Origin of the sequence: Rhizobium sp. BK316, assembly GCF_014193695.1 — a bacterium.
In the GTDB taxonomy this organism is placed as follows: Bacteria; Pseudomonadota; Alphaproteobacteria; order Rhizobiales; family Rhizobiaceae; genus Rhizobium.
The window spans coordinates 165,536-177,864 of record NZ_JACHZR010000001.1; the positions used below are offsets into that span (position 1 = coordinate 165,536).

A 12,329-nucleotide genomic window follows, 5' to 3' on the forward strand; every position below is an offset into this window, starting at 1 on the left:
TCAGGACGATTTTGCCCGACGCCCGTATTGGATACTGTTCATGAGGACCGCGAGGACGATGACTGAGCCGGTAAAGACCGTCTGCCAGTAGGCCGACACACCGATGATGACGAGGCCGTCCGACAGGAAGCCGATCACAAAGGCGCCGAGCATCGTGCCGCGCACGGTGCCGCGACCGCCGGTCAGCGCCGCGCCGCCGATGACGACGGCTGCGATTGCCGTCAATTCGTAGGTCGTACCCGCCGTCGGACCGGCAGAGGTCAGCTGCGACGACAGGACCAGACCGGCAATTGCCGCGCAGACGCCCGACAGCACGTAGACGATGATCTTGACGCGCTTAACCGGCACGCCCGAGAGATCGGCCGCGCGCTCGTTGCCGCCGGAGGCGTAAAGCCAGCGGCCGAAAGCCGTGCGGCTCAAGACGATGCCGCAGATGATCGCGAGCACGGCGAGCACGATGACGCCGATCGGAATGCCGGCGAGGCGGTTGAAGCCGAGCCAGTCGAAACCGGTATTGCCAAGTTCCGGACGGCCGCCGAGATTGTTGTAGGTCAGGCCGTTGGTCATCAGCAGCGCAATGCCGCGGGCGACATAGAGCACGCCGAGCGAGGCGACGAAGGCTGGAACCTTCAGATAGGCAACCAGCACGCCATTGACTGCGCCGACGACAGCGCCGAGAGCGCAGGTGATGACCACAACTGCCCAAACGGGCGGATAGAGAATGACGCCGAAGGCGTTAAGCGTGACGCCCTGCATGAGGAAGCCGGCAATGCAACCCGCAAGCCCGAGCGTCGAGCCGACCGACAGGTCGATGCCGCCATTCAGGATCACCAGAAGCATCCCGATCGCCAGAATGCCGAAGATCGCGACATGCGAGGCCATGGTCAGGAAGTTGCTGAGGGTGAAGTAATAGGGCGACAGGAAGGAGAAGACAGCGATGATGACGATCAGCGCGAAGAAGGCGCGGCCCTCCAGGATCAGGCGCACGAGATTGGTGTTGCGCTTCTGCCCATGCGACACTGACTTCTGTTCGGTAATGTTCGTGACTGACATAATCAGTGCTCCATAATTCCGGGCTAGTGCGCGACCACGGCTTCGCCTGAAGCGGCCATGATCTTTTCCTTGGTGACGTCAGCACCGAATTCCGCTGAGATCCGGCCGCGATGCATGACGATGATGCGGTGCGCGATGCTCAGGCACTCGTTGACCTCGGACGTCGAGTAGATGACGGCGAGACCCTGGCGGGCGCGTTCGGCAAGAAGCTTGAAGACTTCCGCCTTGGCGCCGATGTCGATGCCGCGGCTCGGCTCGTCGAGAAGAATGACCTTCGGGTCGGTCGCCAGCATCTTGCCGATGACCACCTTCTGCTGGTTGCCGCCCGACAGCGAGCCGATGGCGGCCTCTCCTCCATCGGTTTTCACATGGACTTTGCGAATGGAGGCATCGACGAGCTCACGCTCGCGACGGCCGGATGTGAACAACCCCTTGGTGAAGGCGCCGATGCTGGCGAGCGACAGGTTGGAGCCGACCGTCATCGTCTGGACGAGGCCGTCGCGCTGGCGATCCTCTGGCACCAGCACGAGGCCGCTTGCGATACGTCCGGCGATGCTCAAATGCCCGACATCCCGGCCTTCAAGACGAATGGTCCCGCCACTGGCGCGCAACCGTCCGGCCACGCATTCCAGAAGCTCGGTACGGCCGGCGCCCATCAGGCCGTAGATACAGACGACCTCTCCGGCCCGCACGTCCAGCGACAGGCGGTCGACCGAATTGAAAGCCGATCCGGAGGGGCCGGAAACGGTGAGATTGCCGATCGAAAGCGCAGGCTTACCGAACGCATAACCCTCGGGCGGGCTGCCGAGATCGAAGTTGTCGCCCACCATGTTTCGCACGATCCATTCGAGATCGATGTCCCTGCGTTGCGCATAGGCAGTCATCGTGCCATCGCGCAGCACGACCGCATGGTGGGTGATCTGCAGCGCTTCCTCAAGATGATGCGAGATATAGACGATCGACACGCCGCGATCGGTCAGGTCATGGATGACCCTGAAAAGTACCTCGACTTCGGTGGCGCTGAGCGCTGAAGTCGGCTCATCCATGATCAGGATACGCGAATTGACGGACAGTGCCCGAGCGATTTCGACGATCTGCTGCTGGCCGAGACGCAGATCTTCCACCTTGGTCAGCGGATCGATCTCCTCTTCCAGTTCTTCCATCAAAATGCGCGTCTGGCGCTCTTCCTCCGCGAAGTCGACGACGCCGCCCTTGATGATTTCGCGGCCCATGAAGATGTTGTCGCGAACGCTGAGATTGGGCGCGAGGCTGAGCTCCTGGTGAATGATCGAGATGCCGCATTCGCGTGCATGAGTGGAAGAGCTGAAGCTGATTGGCGCGCCATCGAGAATGATCTCGCCTGACGTCGGCTGGACGACGCCTGAAAGGATCTTCATCAGGGTCGACTTGCCTGCGCCGTTCTCGCCGAAAAGCGTCGTCACCTGTCCACGATGAATATCGAAATTGACGCCTTTGAGAGCATGCACATTGCCATAGGATTTGGCTATGTTGCGGGCAGCCAGGACGACCTCGCCAAGGGTCTCTGATATGGGCATCGGCTCGCTCATTTGACGGTGACCTTGACCGGAGTGACGAGCCAGTTCTTGGGGTTGATCAGTTTGAACACGCCGACGACGGTCGCCGTCTTGCCATCGAGCTGGTCCGGATCGAGGCCGGCGAATACGGCCTTCTTCATCTCGTTATTGATCGCCGAACCGGCATCCTGATACTGGATCTGGTTCGTGAACTGGCCGAACTCGATCGCGCCCGTGGCATCGCGGAGGTCCGTGCCATTGACCGCAGGGCCGGTCTGGACACGGACCACCGTCTCGGGGGGAAGGCCGTCGATCTTCATCTCGTTTGTATTGGATTTGCGTGCGCCGAAGGTGCCGGTCAGCGTCACCGGGATGACCGGGCCTGTGCTCGTGGCAACGCCGTATTTCTCACCGGCCGCCTTCTTGTCCGCAGCGATCGCCGCTGCGAGGTCCTGCGCGGCCACGGCTCTCTTCTCGACATCCGCCTGGATCTTCGGAAATTGCTCGGCGCCGAAGGATTCCGGAGAAAAGGCCTGCTGCCGCACATCGCTCTCCGAGCCGATCTTGACGACCTTGGTGTCGAGCGCGATTGCGCCGACGAGCGCGGCCGCCACAACGGCACTGACGATGAGCTTGAAGCTGCCTTTGCCTGGCGCAGATGCTGCGTGAGCGGGTTGAGTATTCATTGCTGGCGACCTTTGCGGCTGGTCGGATCTATGTCGAAAGAGGAGGAAACCGGTGAAAGCCTTACGGCTGCTTCATCGAAGACGGTGCGTGTCGAAACCCGCATCGGCGCGCAAAAACATGCCGAGCTGCAAAGCGCGATGATGAGCGGAAAGAATGTGCATCCGAACCTCCTCAATACCGAACCGGCGATTGTCTCCTCCAACCGCTAGGACCGTGATTTTCTATCAGCGGCGATGACCGCGTGATAGGTAAGTGGTATTTATGTCAAAAATCATGTTATCAAATTCTGCGTCTGTCAACAGGTCTTTTGGTCGGCTAGCTCCTATGGTATGAAATACGCAGCTTCTGTGCACAGCGATTTAAGGAGCTTTTCCGCATGTTTCGCCGTCACCAAGGCGGCCGGGGCCTTCGCGCAAAATTTATCTATATAATTGATTATAAATCATAAAATAAATCTTATCCAACACTCTGCACATTCGATCGCTGGCGAAATGGTTCAAGAGAGTGGTTACGCCTTGCTCTTATCATGAATAATATTCTACATGAAAAAAATTTCACAGTCAGCAAAATCTTACTGGAACAATGATATCTTTGTGTTATGTTTTTGATGAGGCCCTGGGAGGTTTCGAAGAGCATCAAGTCTGCAAACCGCCAAGGTGTGATGCCGGCTTTGCTCCTGGATTCGAAGTGTGGTCGTCTACGCTATTTGCAGTCTGTGGCGATCAGGAGGATGTGAGACATGACATCGACGCGCGCTTTGCCCCTCGCGACGTTCGACCTGGCAGGCGGATAATCTCAGATGACCACCAGCCGCCAGCTCATCATCGGTATCGATGCCGGTACGTCGGTCATCAAGGCCGTCGCCTTCGATCTTTCCGGTCGCCAGATCGCGACCGCATCTGTTCGCAACAAATATGTGAGCGGTAGCGACGGCTCGGCTACGCAGCCGCTTGCCCAGACCTGGCAGGATTGCGTGACAGCCCTTCGTGGCCTTGGCGAGAAGGTCGAGGATCTTGCTTCGCGCGCGGCCGCCATCGCGGTGACGGGACAGGGCGACGGGACATGGCTGGTCGGTCAGGGAAATCGACCGGTCGCCGATGCTTGGCTCTGGCTCGATGCTCGCGCTGCGCCGACAGTGGTTTCGCTTGCTGGCGAAGTGTCGAACCGGGCTCGTTTTGAACAAACGGGCACCGGGCTGAATACGTGCCAGCAGGGTGCGCAGCTTGCTCACATGGACCGGGTGGTGCCGGAGCTCCTGGACCAGGCGGAGACCGCGCTGCATTGCAAGGATTGGCTCTATCTCAATTTTACCGGCGTGCGGGCGACCGACCCCTCAGAGGCAAGCTTTACCTTCGGCGATTTCAGGACGCGGCGTTATTCGCCTGTTGCCATTGAAGCGCTCGGACTGACGCATCGCCGTGCGCTCTTGCCCGATATCCTCGACGGGACGGAAATCACCCATCCGCTGACGGAGGAGGCCGCGCGTGCCTGCGGACTTCTTGCCGGCACGCCGGTCAGTCTCGGCTATGTCGACATGGTGATGACCGCGCTCGGTGCCGGCGTTCGCAGCGGCGGACGCAACGCGGCCTGCTCGACGATCGGGTCCACCGGCGTGCATCTGCGGGCAAAGCCGGTGGCCGATGTTCATCTCAATCAGGAGGGCACCGGCTATGTCATTGCCTTGCCGATCCCAGGCACCGTCACGCAGGTGCAGACCAATATGGGCTCGACGATCAATATCGACTGGCTGCTGGATATGGCCACCTACCTGATGGCGGAGGCCGGAAAGCCCGCCACCCATGCCGAACTTGTCGGACGGATCGACCGCTGGTTTTCCGAAAGCCGGCCAGGTTCGGTCGTCTATCATCCCTATATTTCCGAGGCCGGAGAGCGCGGCCCCTTCGTCAATGCGCAGGCCCGCGCGGGATTTTCCGGCTTGTCGGTTCGCCACGGATTTCCGGATCTTGTTCGCGCGGTGGTCGAAGGATTGGCGCTGGCGACGCGTGATTGCTACGCCGCCATGGGCGACATGCCCGAGGAATTGCGCATCACTGGCGGCGCCGTACGCTCAAGTGCGCTTCGCCATTCGCTCAGCGCGTCCATCAATGCGCCGATCCGCCTGTCTCGCCGTGAAGAGACCGGAGCGGCCGGTGCAGCCATGATGGCAGCTGTCGCGATCGGCGCCTACGACACGATGGATGACTGCATCGCCGACTGGGTGACGCCGCTCCTCGGCCAAGCCGAAGAGCCGGTTGCGGAGGAAGTCCAGCGCTTCGATCTCTTGTTTTCCGCCTATGGCGATATTCGAAAGGCCATGCCCGCCGCCTGGGAAACGCTGGCTAGAGCCGCGGCGATGCCGCCCATCAAATAGATCGTTGATGCAACAGGCATCCGAGGGAGCATGACATGACCGAACCCGAAATCCTGGATCTTTTCGTCATCGGCGGCGGCATCAACGGCGCAGGAATTGCCCGCGATGCGGCGGGGCGTGGCTTGAAAGTCGCCTTATGCGAGAAGGACGATTTGGCACAGGGGACATCGTCCCGCTCTGGCAAGCTCGTGCATGGGGGGCTTCGCTATCTGGAATATTACGAGTTCCGCCTCGTGCGGGAAGCGCTGATCGAACGCGAGGTGCTGCTCAACGCCGCACCGCACATCATCTGGCCGATGCGTTTCGTGCTGCCGCACAGTCCCGAGGATCGGCCCGCCTGGCTCGTCCGGCTCGGCCTCTTCCTCTACGATCATCTCGGCGGCCGCAAGAAATTGCCAGGCACCCGCACGCTCAATCTGCTGCGCGATCCCGAAGGCACACCCATTCTCGATCAATATACCCGCGGCTTCGAATATTCGGATTGCTGGGTGGACGATGCCCGCCTCGTCACCTTGAATGCGGTGAGCGCGGCTGAGAAAGGCGCCCTGGTGCTCACCCGGTCGCCGGCAGTGTCGGCGCGCCGGGAAAATGGCCAATGGATGATCACCACGAAAAGCAGCACGAGCGGTAAGACGCGGACCTTCCGTGCCAAATGTCTCGTCAATTGCGCCGGCCCGTGGGTCACCGACATCATCAACCGCGTCGCCGGCTCCAATTCCAGCCGCAATGTGCGTCTGGTCAAGGGCAGCCACATCATCGTGCCGAAGTTCTGGTCCGGCTCCAACGCCTATCTGGTCCAGAACCACGACAAGCGTGTCATCTTCATCAATCCCTATGAGGGCGACAAGGCGCTGATCGGAACGACCGACATCGCCTATGAGGGCCGGGCCGAGGACGTGGCGGCCGACGAGGCGGAAATCGACTATCTGTTGAAGGCGGTGAACCGCTATTTCAAGGAGAAGCTGCGCCGGCAGGACGTGCTGCACAGCTTCTCCGGCGTGCGTCCGCTGTTTGACGACGGCAAGGGCAATCCGTCGGCGGTGACCCGCGACTACGTGTTCGATCTCGACGAGACCGGGGGAGCGCCGCTTCTCAATGTCTTCGGCGGCAAGATCACGACTTTCCGAGAACTCGCCGAACGCGGCATGCAGCGCCTCAGGCATGTCTTTCCCAACATGGGCGGCGACTGGACGGAAAAGGCGCCGCTGCCGGGCGGCGAAATGCCCAATGCCGACTACGAGACCTTCGCCAACAGCCTGCGTGACACCTATCCCTGGATGCCGCGCAAGCTCGTCCATCACTACGGCCGTCTCTATGGCACACGCACGGGGAACCTGGTTGCCGGGGCAACGGATCTGCAAGGTCTCGGCCGCCACTTCGGTGGGCAGCTCTATGAGGCGGAAGCCCGTTACCTCGCCACCGCCGAATGGGCGGAGACAGCCGAGGACATCCTCTATCGTCGCACCAAGCACTACCTGCATCTGAGCGAGGCAGAGCGGGCAGCTTTTGCCGACTGGTTTGCTTCATCCCATCTTGCCGCCGCCTGAGGAGGCCTTGATGCCGCTTTCGCTTTCGCTGAATACCAATCCGCTGGTGAACCGTTTTGCCGACCCGGACGACCTGATCGAGACGGTGGCGCGAGATCTGCGCATCCGCGATCTCCAGCTGACGCATGAATTCATCAATCCGAGCTGGCAGGCCCCCGTCACCCGCCGCCTGACCCGCCAGATGAAGGCAGCGTTGGCGCGCACCGGCGTCCGCGTCACCTCGGGCATGACCGGACCTTACGGGCGGCTGAACCACTTCGGGCACCCGGATGCCGAGGTGCGCCGCTATTATGTGGATTGGTTCAAGACCTTCGCCGACATCACCGCCGATCTCGGCGGACATTCCGTCGGCACGCAGTTTGCGATCTTCACTTACAAGGACTTCGATGACGCAAGCCGGCGGGAGGAGCTGATAAAGATTGCCATCGACTGCTGGTGCGAAGTCGCAGAACATGCCCTGGCTGCCGGGCTTTCCTACATCTTCTGGGAGCCGATGAGCATCGGCCGCGAATTCGGCGAGACGATCGAATCCTGCCTTTCGCTGCAGGCGCGACTGAGCGCCGCCGATATGGCGGTGCCGATGTGGATGATGGCCGATATCGACCATGGCGACGTCACCTCCGCCAATCCCGACGACTACGATCCCTATGCCTGGGCGCGGGCCGTGCCGAAGCTGTCGCCGATCATCCACATCAAGCAGAGCCTCATGGACAAGGGCGGCCACCGGCCGTTCACGGCGGAATTCAATGCCAAGGGGCGGGTTCAACCTGCGCCACTGTTGGACGCTTTTGCGGCAGGCGGCGCCAGTGACAATGAGATCTGCCTCGAACTTTCCTTCAAGGAACGCGAACCGAACGATCGCGAGGTCATCGCGCAGATCGCCGAAAGTATCGCCTTCTGGGCGCCGCATATCGACACCGGCGCCGCAGACTTGAAGATATGATCCGGAGATTTACAAAGGCTGGTTGTTATCAGGCGGGATCGCCGTCGGAGAAATGGGAAGGATGCGTTGATGACGGATGCCGATGATACGCTTGCCGTGCGGGCCGCTTGGCTTCATTACGCGGGCGGACTGACGCAGTCCGACGTCGCCCGGCGCCTCGGAATCCCCTCGGTCAAGGCGCATCGGCTGATCGCACGCGCCGTCGCCGATGGTGTCGTCAAGGTCACGATCGACGGTGATATCGTCGAATGCGTCGAACTGGAGACGAGGCTCGCCGAGCGCTTCGGATTGCAATATTGCGAGGTTGCGCCCGATCTTGGCGAAGAGGGTCTGCCGCTGCGTGCCCTCGGTCACGCAGGGGCTGGCTATCTGAAGCGTGAGATCGAGCATGGTGATCACTCGGTCATTGGTCTTGGCCACGGCCGTACGCTTTCGGCCGCCGTTCAATATATGCCGCGGACGAACGCCAAGCATATGCGCTTCGTTTCCCTGCTTGGGGGCCTCACGCGAAACTACGGCGCCAATCCCTATGATGTCATGCACCGTATCGCGGAAAAGACCGGCACGCATGCCTATGTCATGCCGGTTCCCTTTTTCGCCAACACCGCCGAGGACCGGGAGGTTCTTAGGGCACAACGCGGCGTCAAGGAAGTGTTCGACCTCGCCAACGCCGCCGACCTGAAGCTCGTTGGCCTGGGGACAGTGGACGCCGAGGCCCAGCTGGTGCTCTCCGGCATAGTCGAGCCAGGCGAGATCGAGGACATCGCGGCCGCGGGCGGCATCGGCGAAATCCTCGGTCATTTTTTCAATGCGGATGGCCAGATCCTCGATACAGCTCTGACCGCGCGCACGCTTTCGGCATCCTTTCCGACAACGAAGAAGGAGCGCCTTGTGGCACTGGCAGGCGGACAGGCCAAGGTGGCCGCCATACGGGCCATCCTGCGAAGCCGCCGCCTTCACGGGCTCATCACCGACGAACGGACCGCGCAAGCTCTTCTTGCCTGACGATCTGTCGTCAGCCATTCGACCGCATAATCACATTTCATTTTGTTGATTTTCACATTTTTTATGTTATATTGTGGCTTATTAGGAACGGGCCGATGAAACGGGAAGAACGCCAGCAACTGATTGTCAATCTGCTCGTCGAGGACAAGACCGTCGACGTGGACGATCTTGCCGAGCGCTTTTCCGTCTCCAAGATGACGATCCACCGCGATCTCGACGACCTGGAACAGGCAGGCGTCCTGCGCAAAGTGCGCGGTGGTGCGACGATCGATGCCGGCACACAGTTCGAGAGTGATTTTCGCATTCGCGAGCGTCAGGATGGCGAGGCCAAGGTTGCCATGGCGCAAGAAGCGCTGGCCATCATCGAACCTGGCATGACGATCATGGTCAACGACGGTTCGATGGCCGCGGTTCTCGGCGAGATGCTGTTGCGTAAGCGGCCGCTAACGGTGATTACCAACAACGCAGCGATCATGGAGCGGTTGAAGGGCGAAAACGGCATAACCCTGATCGCACTCGGGGGCATTTATTCTGCAAAATTCAACGCCTATTTCGGCGTCGTTACCGAAGAGGCGCTGTCGCGCCTTAGGGCCGATATCGCTTTCATCTCGACGCCGGCAGTCAGCGGCAGGCTTGCCTATCACATGGACGACAATGTCGTTCGCGCCAAGCGGGCGATGATCTCTTCGTCGACAAAAAGCTGCCTTCTGGTCAATCACCAGCGTATCGGCCATACGGCGCTGCACGTCATGGCGGATCTGGCCGATTTCGACACTGTCATCACCGACAGCGCGCCAGCGGCCGCTGTCCTCGACGAATTCGACCGGGCGGGCATCAAGCTCACCATCGCTCCAGCACAGGATCAGGCATGACGGAGAAACCGCGCTTCTGGATTGGCACCAGTTGGAAGATGAACAAGACGCTTGCCGAGGCCGAGCATTTCGCCCGCGGCCTCGAGGCGGCCGATGCTGCGCGTGATCCACTCATCCAGCGTTTCGTGATCCCGCCCTTTACCTCCGTGCGGGAGGTCAAGCGCATGCTTGCGAAGACCTCCGTCAAGGTCGGTGCGCAAAACATGCATTGGGCGGACCAGGGTGCGTGGACGGGTGAGATTTCTCCGTTGATGCTGAAGGATTGCGATCTCGACATCGTCGAACTCGGACATTCCGAACGCCGCGAGTTTTTCGGAGAGACGGATGAGACAGTCGGCCTGAAGACGGAAGCCGCGGTTCGCCATGGCCTGATTCCGCTCGTCTGCATGGGTGAGACCCTTGCTGACCGGGAAAGTGGAAAAGCTGCAGAGATCCTGGCGGTGCAGGTGCGCGGGGCGCTGTCGAAGCTCTCCGACGAGCAGAAATCAGCCGAAATCCTGCTTGCCTACGAGCCCGTCTGGGCGATCGGCGAAAAAGGCATTCCGGCGACGGCGGACTATGCCGATGCGCGTCAGGCCGAGATTATCGCTGTCGCGGAAGCCGCGCTTGGGCGAAAAATTCCCTGCCTCTACGGCGGGTCGGTCAATCCGCAGAACTGCGAGGAACTGATTTCGAGCCCGCATATCGACGGACTCTTCATCGGCCGTTCCGCCTGGAACGTCGAGGGGTATCTCGACATCCTTTCGAAATGCGCCGCCAAACTCCAAGGAGAAAAACGATGAAGCTTGCAATTGCAGGAGATAGTGCCGGCGAAGGTCTCGCCAAGGTGCTTGCCGAACACCTCAAGGACCGTTTCGACGTTTATGAGGTGTCGCGCATCGACGACGGGCTTGACCCGTTCTATGCCAACCTATCGGATCGCGTTGCCTCGGGCGTGATCGATGGCGCCTATGACAAGGCAATTCTGGTCTGCGGCACCGGCATCGGCGTCTGCATCTCCGCTAACAAAGTGCCTGGCATCCGCGCGGCCCTGACGCACGACACCTATTCGGCCGAGCGTGCCGCTCTTTCCAACAACGCGCAGATCATCACGATGGGCGCGCGCGTCATTGGACCTGAACTCGCGAAGTCGATCGCCGACGCATTTCTCGCTCAGACATTCGACCAGAACGGCCGTTCGGCCGGCAATGTCTCCGCGATCGATGAGCTTGATGCAAAATACAATGCGCGTTGAGAGCGGGACACAAGTGGCCGGCCATCCGCCGGTCGCTCGTTTTCGGCGTTATCGCAAAGCCGCGCACACTTTTGCGCGACATGCTTTAGACAACTTCTCAACGATCCTGGTCTGGAGCGGTCCGGTATCTATGCGTCAATCAATCGTTGAGCGGTAAACTTATCGGTTACCAGTGTGCCGATGACACCGACACGCAAAGCGCCGGCGATTGCGGCTGTTTTCTTTGCGCCGCCAGCGAGCGCTATCACACGGTCCACCCGGGTAAGGTCTTCAAGGGGCAGGCCGATGACACGGTCGTCGAGAGGCGTCTTCACCGGTTTGCCGTCCTTGTCGAAGAAACGCAGAGAAATGTCTCCGACGGCGCCGGCCTCTGCGAGATCGGCGAGTTCGCGCGACGAAAAGATGTTGCCGGAGCGGGCAAGCAGTTCGGACGGCTCCACCGCGCCGATGCCGACGATGGCGAGCGTGATGCTCCCGAACAGATCCATAGTCTCACGAACGAAGGGATCGGCCTGCATCAGTAATTTGGCTTCCCTCGATGTCGTTACGCCTTGTACGGGAAGCAATTTCGGTTCGGCCCCCGTCAACCGGGCCAGGCGGGTGGTGAGCTGTGTGGCATGCGTCTGCACGGAAGGGTCGCCCATGCCGCCGAGGGTCTGGACGACATATTTCGCCTGAGCGCTTTTCTGGGGATGGATGTTTTCGACCATCTTGAAGATCGTCTGACTCCAGCTCGACACGCCGATGATCTCGCCGGGTGAAAGCGTGACCTCGAGCAGATGGGCAGCCGCTTCGCCGATGCGGGCCATGATGGCGCCGTCCCGGTCCTCGGTACATTCAACCACGATTGCTTCCGGCAACTTGAACTTGTCGCGGAGCTCGCCTTCAAGTTCGCTGTAGGTTCCGACAGGGGGGATCACGCTCGTGCGGACGATGTCCTCCGCCTCGGCCCGTTTCAACATTCGCGATACGGTCGCCTGGGAAAGGCGCAGATGCTCGGCGATCTCCGCCTGCCGTCGCCCTTCGATGTGATACATCTGGGCCACTCTGGAAATCAGGCGAAGTTCGTTAAGGCGGGACAT

Annotated in this window: 12 protein-coding genes; 8 read left to right on the forward strand and 4 right to left on the reverse strand. The window is 60.5% G+C overall.

Going from position 1 to position 12,329, the window contains the following annotated elements; genetic code table 11:
• The 3 genes from FHT87_RS00660 to FHT87_RS00670 are packed head-to-tail and all read right to left on the reverse strand — an operon-like array spanning position 1 to position 3,274.
• Complete coding sequence (locus FHT87_RS00660) at positions 1 to 1,053, reverse strand: ABC transporter permease (RefSeq protein WP_183733916.1); 1,053 nt, start codon at positions 1,051 to 1,053, stop codon at positions 1 to 3.
• Positions 1,054 to 1,076: 23 nt separating this feature from the next.
• Entirely contained in the window at positions 1,077 to 2,621 is a 1,545-nt protein-coding gene (locus FHT87_RS00665; protein ID WP_183733914.1) for a sugar ABC transporter ATP-binding protein, read from the reverse strand.
• Positions 2,618 to 3,274: a DUF2291 domain-containing protein gene (locus FHT87_RS00670; RefSeq protein ID WP_183733912.1), complete on the reverse strand. Its 657-nt coding sequence runs from the start codon at positions 3,272 to 3,274 to the stop codon at positions 2,618 to 2,620. The genes FHT87_RS00665 and FHT87_RS00670 overlap by 4 nt, the downstream gene beginning before the upstream one ends.
• A 30-nt stretch (positions 3,275 to 3,304) precedes the next feature.
• On the opposite strand from FHT87_RS00670, the gene FHT87_RS00675 reads away from it, so the two are divergent.
• The 8 genes from FHT87_RS00675 (at position 3,305) to FHT87_RS00710 (ending at position 11,247) form a co-directional block, all read left to right on the forward strand.
• Entirely contained in the window at positions 3,305 to 3,484 is a 180-nt protein-coding gene (locus FHT87_RS00675) for a hypothetical protein (protein ID WP_183733910.1), read from the forward strand.
• A gap of 590 nt (positions 3,485 to 4,074) precedes the next feature.
• Positions 4,075 to 5,646 (forward strand): FGGY-family carbohydrate kinase, encoded by a 1,572-nt coding sequence (locus tag FHT87_RS00680; RefSeq protein WP_183733906.1) that lies wholly within the window; start codon positions 4,075 to 4,077, stop codon positions 5,644 to 5,646.
• 35 nt (positions 5,647 to 5,681) lie between these two features.
• Complete coding sequence (locus FHT87_RS00685; RefSeq protein ID WP_183733903.1) at positions 5,682 to 7,193, forward strand: glycerol-3-phosphate dehydrogenase; 1,512 nt, start codon at positions 5,682 to 5,684, stop codon at positions 7,191 to 7,193.
• A 10-nt stretch (positions 7,194 to 7,203) separates the two neighbouring features.
• The gene (locus FHT87_RS00690; protein ID WP_183798638.1) at positions 7,204 to 8,136 is read left to right on the forward strand and encodes a TIM barrel protein; all 933 of its coding nucleotides are present in this window, start codon (positions 7,204 to 7,206) and stop codon (positions 8,134 to 8,136) included.
• A gap of 69 nt (positions 8,137 to 8,205) precedes the next feature.
• On the forward strand, positions 8,206 to 9,141 hold the full coding sequence (locus FHT87_RS00695; RefSeq protein ID WP_183733898.1) for a sugar-binding transcriptional regulator: 936 nt from the start codon (positions 8,206 to 8,208) through the stop codon (positions 9,139 to 9,141).
• Between the two features lie 95 nt (positions 9,142 to 9,236).
• Positions 9,237 to 10,013, forward strand: coding sequence for a DeoR/GlpR family DNA-binding transcription regulator (locus FHT87_RS00700; RefSeq protein ID WP_183798641.1), 777 nt, complete (start codon positions 9,237 to 9,239; stop codon positions 10,011 to 10,013).
• Positions 10,010 to 10,795 (forward strand): triose-phosphate isomerase, encoded by a 786-nt coding sequence (locus tag FHT87_RS00705; protein ID WP_183798644.1) that lies wholly within the window; start codon positions 10,010 to 10,012, stop codon positions 10,793 to 10,795. The genes FHT87_RS00700 and FHT87_RS00705 overlap by 4 nt, the downstream gene beginning before the upstream one ends.
• The gene (locus FHT87_RS00710) at positions 10,792 to 11,247 is read left to right on the forward strand and encodes an RpiB/LacA/LacB family sugar-phosphate isomerase (RefSeq protein WP_183798647.1); all 456 of its coding nucleotides are present in this window, start codon (positions 10,792 to 10,794) and stop codon (positions 11,245 to 11,247) included. Before FHT87_RS00705 ends, FHT87_RS00710 begins: the two co-directional genes overlap by 4 nt.
• A gap of 128 nt (positions 11,248 to 11,375) precedes the next feature.
• On the opposite strand, the gene FHT87_RS00715 is transcribed toward FHT87_RS00710, so the two are convergent.
• A complete protein-coding gene (locus tag FHT87_RS00715) occupies positions 11,376 to 12,329 on the reverse strand; it encodes a sugar-binding transcriptional regulator (RefSeq protein WP_183798650.1) in 954 nt (317 codons plus the stop codon).